At 62.3% G+C, this 16,496-nt stretch carries 15 protein-coding genes; 7 read left to right on the forward strand and 8 right to left on the reverse strand.

The features are described 5' to 3' along the window. Nucleotides 1-131: 131 nt before the first annotated feature. Complete coding sequence (locus QP828_RS04715; protein WP_274733644.1) at nucleotides 132-1,412, reverse strand: hypothetical protein; 1,281 nt, start codon at nucleotides 1,410-1,412, stop codon at nucleotides 132-134. A gap of 106 nt (nucleotides 1,413-1,518) precedes the next feature. Here QP828_RS04715 and QP828_RS04720 point away from each other — a divergent pair, with 106 nt between their 5' ends. After that, a complete protein-coding gene (locus QP828_RS04720; protein WP_274733645.1) occupies nucleotides 1,519-2,559 on the forward strand; it encodes a polyprenyl synthetase family protein in 1,041 nt (346 codons plus the stop codon). A gap of 58 nt (nucleotides 2,560-2,617) precedes the next feature. Here the strand turns inward: QP828_RS04720 and QP828_RS04725 are convergent, their stop codons facing one another. Further along, on the reverse strand, nucleotides 2,618-2,980 hold the full coding sequence (locus QP828_RS04725) for an Rv2175c family DNA-binding protein (protein ID WP_274733647.1): 363 nt from the start codon (nucleotides 2,978-2,980) through the stop codon (nucleotides 2,618-2,620). Nucleotides 2,981-3,156: 176 nt separating this feature from the next. Here QP828_RS04725 and QP828_RS04730 point away from each other — a divergent pair, with 176 nt between their 5' ends. Together QP828_RS04730 and QP828_RS04735 are read left to right on the forward strand one after the other, a co-directional pair. Beyond that, complete coding sequence (locus tag QP828_RS04730) at nucleotides 3,157-3,654, forward strand: lytic transglycosylase domain-containing protein (RefSeq protein WP_274733648.1); 498 nt, start codon at nucleotides 3,157-3,159, stop codon at nucleotides 3,652-3,654. Nucleotides 3,655-3,690: 36 nt separating this feature from the next. Then, nucleotides 3,691-5,319 carry a protein kinase domain-containing protein gene (locus tag QP828_RS04735; protein ID WP_274733649.1) on the forward strand — a complete coding sequence of 543 codons (1,629 nt, stop codon included), beginning with the start codon at nucleotides 3,691-3,693 and terminating at the stop codon, nucleotides 5,317-5,319. 38 nt (nucleotides 5,320-5,357) lie between these two features. On the opposite strand, the gene QP828_RS04740 is transcribed toward QP828_RS04735, so the two are convergent. Both QP828_RS04740 and QP828_RS04745 read right to left on the reverse strand, forming a co-directional pair. Further along, entirely contained in the window at nucleotides 5,358-6,716 is a 1,359-nt protein-coding gene (locus QP828_RS04740) for a class II 3-deoxy-7-phosphoheptulonate synthase (protein WP_126134793.1), read from the reverse strand. 233 nt (nucleotides 6,717-6,949) lie between these two features. Continuing rightward, complete coding sequence (locus QP828_RS04745; RefSeq protein ID WP_274733651.1) at nucleotides 6,950-8,164, reverse strand: pyrophosphate--fructose-6-phosphate 1-phosphotransferase; 1,215 nt, start codon at nucleotides 8,162-8,164, stop codon at nucleotides 6,950-6,952. 69 nt (nucleotides 8,165-8,233) lie between these two features. Here QP828_RS04745 and QP828_RS04750 point away from each other — a divergent pair, with 69 nt between their 5' ends. Both QP828_RS04750 and QP828_RS04755 read left to right on the forward strand, forming a co-directional pair. Then, nucleotides 8,234-8,743: an SdpI family protein gene (locus tag QP828_RS04750; RefSeq protein ID WP_274733653.1), complete on the forward strand. Its 510-nt coding sequence runs from the start codon at nucleotides 8,234-8,236 to the stop codon at nucleotides 8,741-8,743. A gap of 52 nt (nucleotides 8,744-8,795) precedes the next feature. Further along, nucleotides 8,796-10,658 carry a DEDD exonuclease domain-containing protein gene (locus QP828_RS04755; protein ID WP_274733655.1) on the forward strand — a complete coding sequence of 621 codons (1,863 nt, stop codon included), beginning with the start codon at nucleotides 8,796-8,798 and terminating at the stop codon, nucleotides 10,656-10,658. 106 nt (nucleotides 10,659-10,764) lie between these two features. On the opposite strand, the gene QP828_RS04760 is transcribed toward QP828_RS04755, so the two are convergent. Continuing rightward, a complete protein-coding gene (locus tag QP828_RS04760) occupies nucleotides 10,765-11,766 on the reverse strand; it encodes an FKBP-type peptidyl-prolyl cis-trans isomerase (protein ID WP_274736533.1) in 1,002 nt (333 codons plus the stop codon). Between the two features lie 64 nt (nucleotides 11,767-11,830). Further along, entirely contained in the window at nucleotides 11,831-13,186 is a 1,356-nt protein-coding gene (locus QP828_RS04765) for a dipeptidase (protein ID WP_274733658.1), read from the reverse strand. 192 nt (nucleotides 13,187-13,378) lie between these two features. Here QP828_RS04765 and QP828_RS04770 point away from each other — a divergent pair, with 192 nt between their 5' ends. Then, on the forward strand, nucleotides 13,379-14,074 hold the full coding sequence (locus QP828_RS04770; protein ID WP_274733660.1) for a DUF3043 domain-containing protein: 696 nt from the start codon (nucleotides 13,379-13,381) through the stop codon (nucleotides 14,072-14,074). An 89-nt stretch (nucleotides 14,075-14,163) separates the two neighbouring features. Here the strand turns inward: QP828_RS04770 and QP828_RS04775 are convergent, their stop codons facing one another. Together QP828_RS04775 and QP828_RS04780 are read right to left on the reverse strand one after the other, a co-directional pair. Beyond that, a complete protein-coding gene (locus QP828_RS04775; protein WP_274733661.1) occupies nucleotides 14,164-14,589 on the reverse strand; it encodes a hypothetical protein in 426 nt (141 codons plus the stop codon). Nucleotides 14,590-14,670: 81 nt separating this feature from the next. After that, the gene (locus QP828_RS04780) at nucleotides 14,671-14,985 is read right to left on the reverse strand and encodes a P-loop NTPase family protein (RefSeq protein WP_126134784.1); all 315 of its coding nucleotides are present in this window, start codon (nucleotides 14,983-14,985) and stop codon (nucleotides 14,671-14,673) included. A gap of 125 nt (nucleotides 14,986-15,110) precedes the next feature. Here QP828_RS04780 and lpdA point away from each other — a divergent pair, with 125 nt between their 5' ends. Continuing rightward, entirely contained in the window at nucleotides 15,111-16,484 is a 1,374-nt protein-coding gene (gene lpdA, locus QP828_RS04785) for a dihydrolipoyl dehydrogenase (RefSeq protein WP_274733664.1), read from the forward strand. Nucleotides 16,485-16,496 lie beyond the last annotated feature (12 nt).

Genomic DNA, 16,496 nt, shown 5'->3' on the forward strand with positions numbered 1-16,496 from the left:
AACGTGCCGATCATCACAGAATATTCTTATATTCGGTGACTATAGTTCTCCCACCTTAGGTCTCCCGCCTTCCCCGGGGGGTCACTGGTACCTTCCCCGGGGGGCACTGGTACCTTCCCGCACGTAGCTACTTACGCCGCTTTACTGCCGGGGCCACTATCGGCCACGGCTTCGGGATCGCTATCGGCCAGAGCGCGAGGTGTGGCATCTTCACCTCCGTCCTCACCCGCACCTCCACTTTCACCGCCAGCTTCGGCGCGAGAGCTCCTCCCGCCTTCATTCGGGCCGATCAGCCAGGGCGGCAGCGCGTTCCATGCGGCAGCATCTTTGAGCATGCGTGCCAGGCGCGAGCCGGGGTTGATCTCCAGGGCTTCCTGAGCACGCAGCGCGGTCATGGAATTTTGCCCCACCCACCAGGCTAAATACGCTGAGCACACATAAGGAACCTCTACCCCATCCGGAGCTAGGCGGGCTAATTCATCCAGAAGTGCCATCATCCCCAAAGCTCGCACAATATTGGGGCGCTCCCCTATCCCGGTAGCAAAACCCGAAGCGGGATCCACCGAAGACATGGGCAACAGCGGATCATGTTCGAGAGACACCTGCAAAATTTTGTCCCGAATGGGAATGTGCACGAGCCCGGCCAGGGCCCGACCCGCTTCGCGGGTGGTCAGGCGCGGTGGGCCCGCCTGGCGGCGGCGTACCACCCGAGCGAGGAGCATATCCCAATGCTCTTCCAGTGCGGTGAGCGGCTCCCCGCGCGCTTCTTCCAGCGCCACGGCGGTATTGCGCATCCGGGTGGGACTGGCTTTGACGATATCGCGGCGCGGTTCTTCCTCCAGCGGTGCCGAGCCTTTATACACGAGAGTAGCCGCAGCCTCGGTAGATTCGAGTTCTTCCCAGCGGCAAAATGTTTCTTCTCCCATATCCATAAACCCTTCGTTATCGGCAATAAAAAAATCAAGACTCCACGCATCGCGAGTGCCAGGGTTGCTATCCCAGAGCCGGGAAAGCGCGGCGCACAGCAGTTCGAGGAGGGCCAGCACCGAGGCAAATTCGCGGGTATGTGCGAAGCGAACAAAATCTGGGCAGTAGACCACCGCCACGCAGCTGAACATGCGGCAGGCAGTTACCGTGTCAGATATCTGCCGGGCAACATAGGGTGAGATAGGGCCGGCACGCAGATCCAGGCGGATAAGTGGCGTTTCACCCCCGGCCACAGCAACTTCTGGCCGCTTAGAAGATTCCAGCGAGCCGAACCATTGCGGGAGTGCCTCACCCTCCGGGCCCACGGCCCGATGTAATTCCGGGCTTCCCCCGAAGAGTACGAAGTGGTGGCGCGGGTGGAAGCCCAGCAGATGGGGAATAACAGCGAGGGCATCGCGTGGATGATGAAGTGTGATCGTGTCCATAGGGCTAGATAACCAGCTTCAGCCGGCACGTGCTGGCGAGTGCCGGTACCCTGTGGATGGGGCGCGCACCTCACGAATCTGTGGATAAAGAAGCGGAGCAGGAGCAATGGAGTGGAGCACTCGCGATTTCACCAACGGGGTCGATAGCCGTATCGAGGCGCGTTTGGATTCGTTGCGGCGCTGGGATCAGCCTGAGGTGGAGGATTTCATCGATACGGTTACCGCCCTTGCAGCCGGCGGTAAACGCACCCGGGCCCGGCTTGTGCGCGCGGGAATGCTCGCCGCTCTGCCCGAACCCGACTGTGCGGATATGGTGGCGGCGGTGCGTTTGGGAGCTGCCGTGGAGCTTTTCCAGCTCGCGGCCCTTATTCACGACGATATTATTGACGCTTCTGCCACCCGCCGCGGGGTACCCACGGTGCACGCCGAGCTGGAGAATTATCACCGAGCGTCCGGGTGGGATGGTTCCCCCGAGCGCTACGGTTTGCGGGCCGGCCTTATTGTGGGCGATGCTGTGCTGGCGCTGGCTTCCCAGGAGGCGGTGAGTGCCGGGCGCACCGCTCCCCTTGAGCCTTTCTTCACCATGTGTGAGGACGTGGGCATCGGCCAGTTCCTCGATATCCGCTGCGAATATACCCGCGCGGCTACCCGGGAGGATATTAGCGCGATCATTACCCATAAAACGGTGTCGTATTCCGCGCTGTTCCCGCTGCTCATCGGAGCCGCGCTCACCGGGCAGCCCGCGCCGGAAACAATCGCAGATTTACGAGCTTTTGCCACGCCTTTCGGTGAGGCTTTCCAATTGCGCGACGACATCCTCGGCATTTTCGGGGATCCGGCCGTTACCGGTAAACCCGCCGGCGATGACCTCACCGAAGGGAAAAACACGTTCCTCTTCCTCGAAACGCTAGAGCGGGTAACCGAGGCGGATGCCCGGTGGCTGCGGTCCTTGCGTGGGAAGCCCTTGGAGGGCGACGACGTCGTTCGTGCCCAAAATCTTATGGAAAGCTCGGGAGCGCGTGCTCACGTGGAAAGCATGATCCGCCAGCGTGAGGATAGTGCTCGTGCTATCTTGCCGCGGCTGAATGAGGCCGCCCGCGAGAGCCTGGGCGAACTCTTGCAGCGGCTGCGCTCGCGCACCCACTAGTCCACGAGGCGCATCGGCCCGCACGAACGTGGCCACACCGAAGCGGGCCAGCGAGGAACTAAAAAGCCAGGCCGGCGATGACGCGGCGGACCGCGTGGGTGTGCCCGGCAATGAGTGCGCTCAGCGGGGTATCCCGTAATTCCGCATCGAAGCGCCGCAGCCATTCCTGCGCCTCGTCGTCGCTATATCCGGCATCGCGCAGGGAAATAATGGTGCCGCGCAGCGAGGGCAGGGGCACGCGCTTGCCGTCTTTCATCACGAATTGTCCCGCGTCGGCGTAGAGCGCGTTATTGTCCCCACGCCGCACCGCCAGGAAACGGGCGTCGCGCAGTTGGGAGCGGACCGTGCGCAGATCAGTCTCGAGGTACTCCGCTAGCTCCGGGAGGCTCAACCAGGTCACATTCGTTATCTCTTTTTCCACAGTTCCATCTTAATGCCGGCACCGCTCATGCGCGTCGGTGGGCAAGGGCGCGGCGTCGTCGCCATTACAAAATCGTCACAATCTGGTGACATTTTCACAACAGTGCACTATTGTCACAAGTGGAACAACGGCCGGGACGCTATCGAATGTCCCCCGCCCCGGCCAGGAAGTGAGAAATGGTGGGATCGAAGGCGAATCTTGCGCGTTTACGGGCGCAGGCACCTGCCCCGCGCTACGAACTATCGCACGCGGAAATCGCGGCGCGTTTGAATGCGATTATCGCCCCGAGTCGGGCCGATACGCAGAAGATGGTGCGTGATACGGCGGCGCTCATGGGCGTCAATCCTCGGCTTGCAATGGCGCATGCCTATATCGAATCCGGTTTTAATTCCCGCGCGCTCTCCCCGGAAGGTGCGGCAGGTGTGATGCAGTTAATTCCCGCCGCCTCGCGGTGGGCGGGGCGGATGGTCGGTCGTGATCTGGATTGGCTCATTCCCGCGGATAACATCACCGCAGGGATCGCCATTATTCGGTATTTGCAGCGCCACACCACCAGCACACATGAGGCGATTGCCGCCTACTACCAGGGTCTGGCGCGCCTGCGGGAGGCGGGGCCCTATCCCTCCACCCAAAAATATGTGCTGCGGGTCTTGCGTGCAGCAAAGAGTTTCTAAACGCGGCATTTCCCAGCAGCACGCTACCCTAAGTATGTGACTATTCCTTCCCTGCCGACCGGGTGGCTTGAGGGCCGCTACCGTCTCGACGCCCCGGTGGCGCGCGGCGGGATGGCCGCGGTATACCGCGGCTACGATACCAAGCTTGATCGCGTGGTCGCCATCAAAATTATGCACCCCGATTTGGCGGCGCTTGATGATTTCACTCGGCTCTTCCAACGGGAAGCTCGGGCTGTTGCCGCGCTCAGCAGCCCGCATATCGTCACTATGTACGACCGTGGGGTGTGGAACGACGGCGCAACCGAGCGCGCCTACCTCGTCATGGAATACGTTCCCGGGCCCACGCTACGCCACGAGCTGGAGCGCCTGGGCTCCTTCCAGCTCGGCACCGCCCTGGAGATTTGCGATCAGGTTCTTCAGGGCCTGGCAGCTGCCCACCGGGCCGGAATTATTCACCGGGATATCAAACCGGAAAATATTTTATTCGACGACGCCTGCCCGCCACCCTCCCCCGTGCGCCTTCCACAGCTCGCCGTCACGGTAACCGATTTTGGACTCGCCCATGCGGTGAGCTCATCCTCGGGGGCCCTGCCGCGCTGGGGAACCCTGGCCTATACCGCACCGGAGATTCTGGAGCACCGCGCCGCGAGCCCCGCTAGCGATATGTACGCCACCGGCCTGGTGCTCTTTGAGCTACTTGCCGGCCGGCTCCCCTGGGCCGGGTATTCGGCCGCCCAGCTCGCGGCGGCGCAGGCACGCGAGGATCTGCCGCGTCTAGCAGGGGATAATTCGTGGTTGCCGGCGGAGGTTGATTCTTTTATCGGGGTGCTCACAGCGAAAAATCCGGCGGATCGCCCGGCAAGCGCCGCGCAGGCCCGCGAGTTGCTGCACGGACTTCGAGACCGGGTATCTGAGGAGGCCGAGCTGCGGCGTATCCCGGTTACGCCGCGCCACCCGCAACCGCTTCTCCCTACCGCGGCAGCTGAGCACCGGGAGGAAAGCAGCTCGGCCGGTGATATCTCTCCGGCTCGGAGCACCGTGGATGTTACCAGGGTGGCCGCAACTACCGGAATTACAGGTGCGGATACCGCCACGGCGATCTCTACCGGGGCAAGCGTGCAGGCCACTGTTCCCGCACACCGCCCAGCACGCCACGGGGTGCGCCCGCGGCGCGGCCGCGCGTGGAAGATTGCCGCCTGGGTATGCGCACTGGCGCTCCTAGCCGGTGTGGGAGGAACTACGTGGGCACTTCAGGCCGGCCCGTGGGCACGGATAACAGTGCCCGAGCTTGCCACCGGTCTTACCCAAGCCCGCGGCCAACTGGAGGCGCTCGGGCTCACGGTGGAGACGGAGGTGGGTGCTGGAAACGGGGCGCTACCGGGCACCGTGCTGGGTAGCGACCCCGAGGCAGGTAGCCGAGTGCGGCCGGGGAGCACAGTTGAACTCCTTATCGCCGGCGAAGCCCGCGCTGCAACCGTTCCAGATGTGGCGGATACATTGGAGGCGGAGGCGCGCGCCACGCTCGAAAACGCAGGGTTCCAGGTGCAGGTGCGCTACCGGGAGACCCGGGCTGCGCGGCCGGGCACCGTGCTGCGCCAGGATCCCGGCCCCGGCGTGAGCGCCGCAGCCGGCGAAAAGGTCACGCTCATTATCGCGGCGCGCTAGCCAAGCCAGGCCATGCCAGCCCAGGCTAGGCCCCTGTTTTACAGGTGGACGTCGCGCAACATTTCGGCCAGCTGGTAGGCCAGCTCCAAAGACTGCTGATGGTTGAGGCGCGGATCGACCAGCGATTCGTAGCGTTCGGTGAGGGTTTCTTCGAAAATCTCTTCCGAGCCCCCCAGCACCTCCGTTACGTCGTCCCCGGTCAGTTCCACGTGGATACCGCCCGGGTGGCTACCCAAGGCTTCGTGAACTGCGAAGAACCCGCGGATTTCCGCCATAATATCGCTCAGGCGGCGGGTCTTAATGCCATTGGAGGCTTTGATGGTATTTCCGTGCATGGGGTCGGAAACCCACGTTACCGGGCGCCCGTCGCGCTGCACGGCTTCCACCAGGGGCGGCAGGGCTTCTTCTACGCGGCCGGCCCCCATGCGGGTAATGAACGTGAGGCGGCCCGCCTCACCTTCCGGATTAAGCTTATCGATCAGGGCAAGTGCCGTATCTGGCGTCGTCGTCGGCCCTAATTTCACCCCGATCGGGTTACGCGCATGGGAGAACATCTCCACGTGGGCACCGTTAACGTCACGGGTACGTTCCCCAATCCACAGGAAGTGTGCGGAGGTGAGATAAGGATCGTGGGTGCGCGAATCGATGCGCATCATAATTTCCTCGAAGGGCAGCACAAGGCCTTCGTGGGAGGAATAAATTTGCGTTTCAGCCAGCTGGGCGCCGTCGACCCCGGCCGCGGTCACAAAACGCATGGCACGATCAATTTCGCTCGCCGTTTTTTCGTACCGCACATAAGCCGGGTTGGCAATAAAACCGCGGTTCCAATCGTGGACCGAACGCAAGTCCGCGAAACCGCCGCGCGTAAAAGCGCGCATGAGGTTGAGGGTGGCCACCGAGTACAGATACGCCTCCTCCAAGCGGTGCGGATCGTGGCGGCGCGCCGCGGCGGTGAATTCGTGCCCGTTAATGGAATCACCCAGGTAGGAGGGCAGAGTGGTGTCGCCAATTGTTTCGGTTGCCTGGGAGCGCGGCTTGGAGTACTGGCCGGCCATCCGCCCGATTTTCACCACCGGCACCGATGCCCCGTAGGTCAAAATAACCGACATTTGCAGGAGGGTGCGAACCTTGGCACGGATACGATCCGCGGTGATTTGCTCAAAAGATTCCGCGCAATCCCCGCCCATGAGGACGAAAGCTTCTCCGCGTTGCGCGGCCGCGATGCTCTCCCGGAGGCGATCACATTCACCCGCAAAAACGAGAGGTGGCATTTTCGCCAAACGCTGCATGACGGCAGCGAGCTCTGCTTCGTCCTCGTAATGAGGCTGGTGCAGCGCGGGCTTATCGCGCCAGGTGTGGGCCAGCGCGGCGATTTTATGCGTATCGTCCTCAAACATAAACGAAATCTTAGCCCGGAACGGGGGCGCGGGCAGAATTGCGTCACCGCCATGAGACACACCCGGCACTCAACGGCCCCTACCGCACTCACCATGAATCCCGCACACAAGCTCGCCCCGCACCATATAAGCGGTACGGGGCGAGCCTTTACGTGTGGATGCGGGTCAGCCGAAACACCATGATCAGCCGGGGCAGCACGATCTGCGCGGCCGCGGCCAGCGGCGCAGCTGTTTTAGGCGTGCGGGCGCACGTCTTGGCCGATGGCCTGCATGGTCTCCACGAACCAATCCTGGGTGATATCGAAAGCCTTGTGGCCCTTCACCCGCGGGAAAGCGATATTGGTCAGGACGTTACCGTTCTCCTCATCGTGGCCGATGAGGCCGGGCTTGCCTTCCAGCGCGCACTGCACGGCCAGGTCCACCATGCCCTTAATGAGGCGCAGATCCTCGGCATTGGCGTGCCAGGCGCGCGAGAAGTACCCGGACTTTTGCACCATAACCTTTTCCGCACCGAGCTTCTGCGCGAACTGCTCCGCGAACCAGCGGCCCGGGTTGACCTTATCGAGCTGGACGTGCCCGAAGGGGTCACGCGGCACTTCCTGGCCGGCGGCTTCCATTTCCGCCACAATTTCATCCACGCCTGCGCCTTCGGAGAGGAAGATATTGACGTTGCCGATCTCATCCATAATCTTCTTGAGGCGTTCGGCTTCTCCGCTGATATCCAAAGCCATTTCAGGCAGGAAGACGGCGTGTACATCCCAGCGTTCCTTGGTTAGCCCCAGCGCCGGAGCCCATTCCTGCTCCTGGACCCAATCGTGGTAGTACTTGGAGGCCTGCGCGGTGAGGTAGCCGCAATTGCGGCCCATGACTTCGTGAACGATGAGCATGCGCGGGTTGGAGCGATGTTCGCCAATAATATGCTGGGCGTAGAGCGATGCTTCTTCCGCGGCGGTCCAGGCACCCAGGGACTGACGCACCGGAATAATGTCATTATCGATGGTCTTGGGCAGGCCCACCACCACGAGGTGATGCCCGTTTTCTTCCAGGTAGGCGGCCAGATCAGCGGCGGTGGTATTCGTATCGTCACCGCCGATGGTGTGGAGCACATCCACGCCATCTTCCACGAGGCGCTGGGCGGCGAATTCCAGCGGATTCACGCCTTCTTCCACGAGGCCCCGCTTGACCAGATCCGCGGTATTGGTCAGCTTGACGCGGGAGTTGCCGATGGGCGAACCGCCGAAACGGTGCAGGATATGGGCTTGTTCACGCCCCTCTTTATCGATGGTGATGTAATTCCCGGTAAGCAACCCGTGGTAGCCATGCTGGTAGGCGATAATTTCCACATCGGGCGCAATTTCCGTATAGCGCTCAATGAGGCCACCCACGGCCGAGGACAAACACGGGGCGAAACCTCCGGCGGTCAAGAGCGCAACGCGGCGGACAGTCATCGTTAACCTTCCGTTTCTGATTGGGGGATTATTCCGCTGTCGATTATACCCGCAGCTATAGTGTCTTTCATGGGAGAAAGACCTACAGGCAAGCACTCGGATAATAGCTTCGATGCGCAATGGGACAAGATCGCGCGCGAGCTAGAAGCCGAGGGTGTGGGAGCGAATATCGATAGCGTCCAGGATGGTGGCACCGCACTGCCACCGGTGGACGCTTCCCCGCGCTACACCGATGCCGCGTGGGCGCTGGGTGGCGGGCGCGCAACCGGTCCGCGCGATTGGTCCCCAGCCCCGGAGGATTCAGATTTTTCCGACGACGACGCCACTTTCGACCCGGCCTCGCGCGAAGAATATTACGTTCCCCAGGCCCCCGCGCACCGCTACGCGAGCCTCGCCTGGATGGCCACCGGGGTGCTGGTTCTCATCAGCGCCCTCATGTTTATCGGCCTGCTGCCCGCGCCGCGCCTGACTGCGTGGCTCCTGGCCGGTGGCGCGCTGGTGGGCGTGGTGGTCGCCATTATTTTGACGGCCCCGGCTCGTGAAGATACCGATCCGTACGACGACGGCGCCCGCCTCTAGCGCGCCATCTCCCCGCATATTTTGTCGGAGGTCCGCGCTAGGTTAAAGAATCATGACATCACGGCGTTTTCCGCGGCCCGGCACCCGGATCGATACCGAACCCATTGAGACGTATCGATCCGGCCGTCCTGTGAGTCCCCGCCAGCTGGAATTCACGGATCTGGGCACTCCCCTCGATGAGGCCACTTTCGTGGTGGTAGATGTGGAAACCACCGGAGGGCGGCCCGGGGCTCATGCGCTCACCGAAATTGGGGCGGTGAAAGTCTGCGGCGGGGAGGTAGTGCAGGAGTTTTCTTCGCTCGTTAATCCCGGGGTACCTATCCCCGCCCACATCACCGTGCTCACCGGTATTACCACCGCGATGACTATCTCCGCTCCCCCGCTGCGCGAGGTCCTTCCAGCTTTTCTCGATTTTCTTGAGCCCGCAGCCGTTGCCCCCGGCGATGCCAACGGCAACGGCAACGGAATGGTTGCCCGAAACCACGGAGCCGCGCCACCGGTGCTCGTGGCTCATAATGCCCGTTTTGATATGTCTCATTTGCGCGGGGCTTGCGAAGCACTAGACATGGATTGGCCGCGCCTGCGCGTTCTCGATACCCTCGGGCTGGCACGGCGTATTTTTACCCGCGATGAAGTCCCCAATCACAAACTCAGCACCCTGGCGGGATACTGTCGGGCCGCGGTGCAGCCCTCCCACCGTGCCTTCGATGATGCGCGGGCCACCGTGGATGTCCTCCACGCAATGATCGGGCGGCTCGGCCCGCTCGGGGTCACCCATATCGAGGACCTGCTCACCGCCTCCAATCCAGTTCCGGCCCGCCGCCGGCGCCGCGCCGTGCTAGCCGATGAGGTACCGCACGGCCCGGGCAGCTACCGTTTTATCGGCCCGAATAACGAAGTACTGTACGTGGGCAGCTCCGGACATATGTACCGGAGGGTGCGCCAGTATTTCACCTCCGCGGAAAAACGCCGCCGGATGGCGGAGATGGTGGACCTGGCCACCCGGGTAGAAACCACACCCACCGCCACTCTCCTCGAAGCACGGGTAGTGGAGCTTCGCGATATTACCCGCTTCGATCCGCCCTATAATCGCCGCTCCCGCCGCCTGCACACCCGCACCTGGATCGGCCTGGAAACCGCCCCCGTGGCACGCCTGAAAATATCGCGGAGCTGCGCGGCCGCGGCGGTGCCGAATTCCCTGGGCCCGTTTGGTTCCCGTAAGGCCGCCCGGCGTGCCGCTGAACTCATCGGAGATGAAGCCGGCCTCAACCCCGCAGGCTTGAATGTGCCACGGAAGGCCGATCTGAGCGATTGCCCGTGTCACTTTGCTGCCCACGCGCCCTGCTATCTTGCCCCGCGGGGCACCGTCAATACCGGGGCGGTGGCCCTCTCTCGGGCCCGGCAGCTGCTAACCGGTTCCCTTGCCGAAGTATGGGATCACCAGATGGCCCGTATTGCCCGCCTGGCCGGTGCGGAACGTTTCGAAGAAGCGGTGGTGGAACGCGACCGGCTTTCGGCCCTCCTCACCGCTGTACACCGGCGAGAAATGCTCGCACCGCTGTGGCGGGCACGCTGCGTCGTCGCCGTTTCCCGGCGCGAGGACCAGTGGGAGATTATTCTCGCTAGTTACGGCAAACTACTCGCTACCACAACGGTGCGTACAGCCCGCGAGGTTCCCGAACGCGCCGCGGCGCTGCGCAGCGCCACTCCTTTGCTCGCACCGCCGGCCCGGGCGGCTGAGCATGCCCACCCGGAGGAAACCCAGCTCCTGGCGGCCTGGCTCGCCGATTCACGCTCACGGGTGCTCGCTATTGAGAGCGAGGTTCCCCTCGCGGTTCCCCTCGCCTCAGCCCATCGCTTCCCCGCATCTTTCCTGAGTCACTCCGCGAGCGCTACGGAACCGTTCCCCGAATAGTGTGAAGGGCGGGGCACCCCTGGAGGCACCCCGCCCTTCACACTATTTGATGTATCTTTCGGCTCGATCCGAAACCGCCGGGTAGCTACCCGGCACCTACCCGGAGTTACACCGCGGAAAGAATATCCACCACCACGGCAATAGCCTGGGCCGGATTATCCTTATTCGGCACGCTCAGCAGAACTCGCGAGCCAACCGGCACCCCGGCCAGAGGTGCGAAAATCTGCTGGGTGGAAGGAACCGAGCGCGGCCCGGCCGGGTAGTTCGCAGTTGTGGGAACCCAGGTATTTTCCGCGTGGGCGTTATCCCATTGGGCGGCCGCGAACTGGAGCACATAGGTGCCCTTCTCCGGGAGCGGAGCCCCGCTACCCCGAGCAATGACCGTGGCCTTGAGCTCCGCGGGAGCTTCTGCCCCTTCTTTCACCCGGATCTCGGTAATGGGCTGGCCCAGCTCACCCGTGTAGTCCACCGGGAGCGCATCTGCGGGTGTTTCCACCGTGGCACCGGCCTCGCCCGTGCTCTTAGCATTCCAGGCATCCAGAATTTCCACGTAGAAAGCAATGGTATCGGTTGCTCCGATGGACCCATCCTGGGTACCGCCCGAGGGGCCGTACCCCCACTTGGCCGGGATGGACAAAATCAGCTTGTCCCCCACGTGGGCCTTGGCCAGAGTGTGACTCCAGCCCGGGATCACCTGGGCGAGCGGGAAGGTAGCCGGGGCGTTACGCGAGTAGGAAGAATCAAAAGGCTCGTTCTTCCCCCACACTTGGCCCACGTAATTGACCTTGGCTACCGCATCAGCGCCCAATTCCGCGCCGCTCCCCTGTTCCAGCACCCGCACCCGCACATCCGCGGGAGCTTCCCCCTTCGGGAACTCCAGCAGCGGTGCCTGCGCCGTACCACCCAGGGACGGCATGCCCTCCTCCGAGTACACAATCTCAGGTGTTTCCCCGGGGGCGGGGCTTTCTACCGTACCGCTTGCCGCAGCGCTCGCGGATTCCGAAGCAGCCGGTGTTGAGCTAGCTGCGCCGTCGTTCCCACCCGAACATGCCGTAAGGCCGCACGCGAGCAAGGCTGCCGTGCATCCCGCAAGAATTTTCTTTCCCATCAATGTCACTTTCTTCGTCCCGTCCGCGCCGTTCGAGCACGCCACGGCCTTCGCGTACCCGCGCTTAGCGGCTTTCGCCCTGACCCAGCTTTTCCAGGAGCAGCGCCTCCGCCAGAATAGCGTTGCGCCAATCGCCCAGATGCAGAGATTCGTTATGAGCGTGAGCGCGTGCGTCCGGATCTTCCACGCCGGTTACCAAAATCTCCGCCTGCGGGAATACCTCCGCGAGGTCAGAAATGAAGGGAATGGATCCACCCGTTCCGATATCCACCGATTCGTGACCGAAGGCTTCGCTGAGCGCTTCGCGGGCCAGATGCATGATGGGGGTATCCTCCCCGGCCTTGAAACCGGAACCTGCTTCCGCAACTTCGGTCACCACGGTGGCCCCGAAGGGTGCCTGCGCTTCGATGTATTCGGCCAGCAGTTCGCCGGCGCGCTGCGGATCCTGACCGGGGGCCACGCGCATGGACAGGAAGGCCCGCGCGGAGGGAATCACGGTATTGGAGGCTTCTGCGGTGGAGGTAACATCCATGCCGATAACGGCGATGGAGGGTTTCGTCCACATGCGCGAATTGAAGGATCCGGTTCCTAGCAGCTGCATGCCGGGCAGAATCGCGGCATCGCGGCGCAGGTGCTCTTCTTCGTAATCGACGTCGGCGTCGTCCCAGGCATCCAAACCGGGAACCGCAACGTCACCGTTCTCGTCGTGCAAAGTCGCGATAATCCGCGCGAGGGCGGTCACCGCATCGAGGGTGGGCCCGCCGTACTGGCCCGAATGCACGCCGTGGGTAAGGGTGGACACTTCCACGCCCAGGCGCACAACGCCGCGCAAGGAGGTGGTCAGGGAGGGCACCCCCACCTTCCAGTTACCCGAATCGGCCACCACAATGGCATCGGCCTGGAGGCGATCACGGTAGGTTTCCAGGAAAGCGTGGAAGGTAGGCGAACCGATTTCTTCTTCGCCTTCAATAAAGAGGGTGACGTTCACGGCCAGGTCATCACCGAGGGCTGAGATCGCCGCCATGTGGACAAGCACACCCGCTTTGTCGTCAGCGGTGCCTCGCCCGTACAGCCGCCCGTTCTTTTCTACCGGCTCAAAGGGATCGGATTCCCATCCCTCCAAGGTTCCCTGCGGCTGCACATCGTGGTGCGCGTAGAGAAGAATGGTGGGCTTATCATCCCCAACGTGCTTATGGGCGAGAATTGCCGGACGGCCCTTCCCCTGGGGCGTTTCCAATTCAATAATATCGACGTCGAAGCCGCGTTCGCGGGCCATGCGTGCCACGAATTCCGCAGATTCACGCACTTTAGCCTGGTCAAAAGCGTCAGCGGAGACGGAGGGGATACGCACAAGGTCCTCAAGCAAAGCGCGATGGACGGGCAGGGCCTCATCTACGCGCGCAACAAGATCACTACTCATACGTCCTAGGGTACCGGGTTCGCGCCCGCGCCCGCGCGGGCGGGTGCTGAACGACGACGGCGCCGGCCGTGCGCACGCGGCAAACGGAGCGGCCGCGGGCCGTGCACGCGCACGTAATGGACAGGACGGTCGCGCGCGAACGGTTAGACTATTCTCGTTCAAGGCATAGTTGGCGACGACGCAGGAGTTGAGATGGCATTCGGCCGCAAGAAAGAGGCACTAGAACAGGCGCAAGAACAGGCAGCCCCCGCCCCTACTCATCCCAAGGGATACACACCGGGCAAGGGAGTTCCCACCCCGAAGCGCAAGGACGTGGAGGCACGCCACCGCCGGCCGATTATTTCTGACAAGTCCTCCATGACGCGCGAGGAAAAGAAGGCCCGCAAGGCCGAGGAACGCGCCCGCTCGTCCGAACGTTGGGAACGCGAACAAACCGCGATGAAAACGGGGGATATTCGGAATATGCCCCTCGCCCACGCGGGTGTGCAGCGAGCTTTCGCGCGCGATGCGCTTGATTCGCGTTTCCAGTTCTCCTCGCTCATGCTTGGCCTCGCCATCATTATGATCGTGGGCGTGTTCACCCTCACCCGCTATCCGCTGGTCTTCAATGTATTTGTTATTACCTGCTACGCGGTCCTGGTGCTCATGGCCTTGGAGGCGTGGTGGCGCGCCCGCCAGGTTCGCACCCTGGTGGAATACAAATTCGGGGAAGATAAAACTCCGGATCGTCTGGTCGGGCAGATGATGTCACGCGGCTTCACCCCGCGGCGTTGGCGTATGCCCCGCCCCATGGTGAAATTCAGTGAGTACCCCGAGGGCGGCACTCCCGCTGATCTGAAGAAGGCGCGGGAAGCGAAGAAAGAAACCAAGCGCGCCGCTAAGGGCTAGGCCCGTAACTCAAAAATTAGACCTCAGTGCCGGGGCGTAGGGGCGGGCGCAGGGGCGCGGGCGAAAATCTAAAGATTGCAACGAAAGCTCTAAAGATTACGCTGGGCGATGCTGGCTGGCCGCGACCACATGATCCAGGCCAGCCCGGCAATAGCCCCGAGGGTAGGAAGGTAATAATAGGTGGCTCCGGCCTGGTACCAGGGACTCACCTGGTGGAAAAGATCGGGAATCACCACGCCCACCACGGCCATCACAATATTGGCGCTCCAGCAAGTGGTGGCCACCCAGCGCATCCGCCGCCCGTTGTGGAGTGAGCCAGCGCAGGCAAGCACCCAGACGAGCGCTGCAACTAGCGTAGTAGCCATGCGCCCGGGATAGCCCAGTTGAAAATCTTCGGTGCCCGCGACGATGGCACGCCACACGAAAATAGCGGCCCCCAGGCTCAGCGCAATGAGGAGGAAGAGAGGCCAGCCCACGGCGGTGCGCCTCTCGTCTCGAATCATTTCACTAGTCACCTGGCTCCTCCCAGAATCCTGCACTGGCTGTGCGTCTCCTTCGCGGGATCGACCGCGGAGACGACGTACCATCATAAACCTTTAAGCGCGCCGGTGCTCCGCATTCCAACGACGTACCGACTCGGGGTAGCCGGTGCGGTTAATTTCGTAGAAAGGTATGCCCAGTTCTCGAGCAAGTTGTGCTCCTGCCGCCAGATCGGGCACCCGCCGGCGGGTCCACTCCCCCGTGCGAGCAACGAGAAGAAGAGCTGCTGGCTCACGCGGAGTTTCCACCTCAAAATAGGCTTCCACCCCCGCGCGAGTCTCGATGAAATCGGCGAAGTGTTTCGCCGTCGTCGAACGGCGAGCACCGCCGTGAGCAGCACGGGAACGGGAGCGACGCGAAAAAAGACCCATACGGTGATTTTAGCGACCCTCGCTGGGAGCGTGATGCGTTCCAGATAACACCTCGGCATGGCAGAATATAGGTATAGCGGCTCTTGTACCGCATTCCAAAATGTTGTATTGCGAAGGGAAATCCTGTGGCAGAAACGAAAGAGTACGACGTCGTCATCCTCGGTGGCGGCAGCGGCGGCTACGCGGCCGCGCTTCGTGCCGGTCAGCTGGGCCTGACCGTTGCTCTCATTGAGGCTGACAAACTCGGCGGTACCTGTTTGCACCGCGGGTGCATCCCCACCAAAGCACTGCTGCACGCCGCTGATGTTGCCGATGAAATGCGCGAAGGCCCCTCCATCGGTGTGAAGGGCTCTTTTGAGGGCATCGATATGCCTACCTTGCAGGCTTACAAGAATGGCGTTATCGAAAAGATGTTCAAGGGCTTGACCGGCCTGGTCTCCTCGCGCGGAGTTGAGATTGTGCAGGGCTGGGGCAGGCTTGTTGCGAAAGACACCATCGCCGTTGATGGCGTGCACTACCGCGGCAAGCACGTGGTGCTTGCCTCCGGCTCCTATTCGAAGACCATCGGCCAGGAGATCACCGGCCGTGTGCTCACCTCCACCGAAGCACTGGAGCTGGGTGAAGCCCCCGGATCTGTGATCGTGCTGGGCGGCGGAGTCATCGGGGTGGAATTCGCCTCCGCGTGGCGCTCCTACGGGGCAGAAGTCCAGATTATTGAGGGCCTGCCGCACCTGGTCCCCAATGAGGATCCGGAAGTTTCCAAGAATCTGGAACGCCAGTTCCGCAAGCGCGGAATTAAATTCGCCACCGGAACCATGTTTGATCACCTCGAACAGACCGATCATTCCGTCAAGGTTTTCACCCAGGACGGCAAGGAATTCGAGGCGGATTATCTACTCATCGCTATCGGGCGCGGTCCGGCCACCGCGAACCTCGGCTACGAAGAAGTCGGGGTAAAGATGGATCGTGGTTTCGTCCTCACTGATGAGCGGCTGCGCACCAACATTGATGGAGTCTACGCGGTGGGCGATATTGTGCCCGGCCTCCAGCTGGCACACCGCGGTTTCCTCCAGGGTATTTTCGTTGCGGAAGATATTGCGGGTCTCAACCCCAAGGTGATTGACGAAACGAAGATTCCGCGCGTGACTTTCTGCACCCCGGAAATCGCCTCGGTCGGCCTCAATCAGGACAAGGCCGAGGAACAATACGGCAAGGAAAATATCACCACCGCCACCTTCAACCTCACCGGTAATGGCAAGTCCCAGATGCTGGGTGCGGCCGGTTTCGTTAAGCTGGTCGCGGTCAAGGACGGCCCCATCGTGGGCTTCCACGCCATCGGGGCACGTATGTCCGAACAGATCGGTGAAGGTGAACTCATGGTGGCCTGGGAAGCTTACGCGCAGGACTTCGATGGTCTTATCCACGCCCACCCCACCCAGAACGAAGCAATCGGCGAAGCGGCACTGGTCCTCGCGGGCAAGCCGCTCCACAACCACTAAATCGAGGGAGAA

Origin of the sequence: Actinotignum sanguinis, from assembly GCF_030230305.1 — a bacterium.
In the GTDB taxonomy this organism is placed as follows: Bacteria; Actinomycetota; Actinomycetes; order Actinomycetales; family Actinomycetaceae; genus Actinotignum; species Actinotignum sanguinis.

Bases quoted from the DNA above. Each gene is read 5' to 3' on its own strand.
- QP828_RS04760 (WP_274736533.1), bottom strand. From the start codon at position 11,766: ATGGGAAAGAAAATTCTTGCGGGATGCACGGCAGCCTTGCTCGCGTGC.
- QP828_RS04715 (WP_274733644.1), bottom strand. From the start codon at position 1,412: ATGGACACGATCACACTTCATCATCCACGCGATGCCCTCGCTGTTATT.
- QP828_RS04770 (WP_274733660.1), top strand. From the start codon at position 13,379: ATGGCATTCGGCCGCAAGAAAGAGGCACTAGAACAGGCGCAAGAACAG.
- QP828_RS04740 (WP_126134793.1), bottom strand. From the start codon at position 6,716: ATGTTTGAGGACGATACGCATAAAATCGCCGCGCTGGCCCACACCTGG.
- QP828_RS04745 (WP_274733651.1), bottom strand. From the start codon at position 8,164: ATGACTGTCCGCCGCGTTGCGCTCTTGACCGCCGGAGGTTTCGCCCCG.
- QP828_RS04755 (WP_274733655.1), top strand. From the start codon at position 8,796: ATGACATCACGGCGTTTTCCGCGGCCCGGCACCCGGATCGATACCGAA.
- QP828_RS04750 (WP_274733653.1), top strand. From the start codon at position 8,234: ATGGGAGAAAGACCTACAGGCAAGCACTCGGATAATAGCTTCGATGCG.
- QP828_RS04730 (WP_274733648.1), top strand. From the start codon at position 3,157: ATGGTGGGATCGAAGGCGAATCTTGCGCGTTTACGGGCGCAGGCACCT.
- QP828_RS04765 (WP_274733658.1), bottom strand. From the start codon at position 13,186: ATGAGTAGTGATCTTGTTGCGCGCGTAGATGAGGCCCTGCCCGTCCAT.
- QP828_RS04780 (WP_126134784.1), bottom strand. From the start codon at position 14,985: ATGGGTCTTTTTTCGCGTCGCTCCCGTTCCCGTGCTGCTCACGGCGGT.
- QP828_RS04720 (WP_274733645.1), top strand. From the start codon at position 1,519: ATGGAGTGGAGCACTCGCGATTTCACCAACGGGGTCGATAGCCGTATC.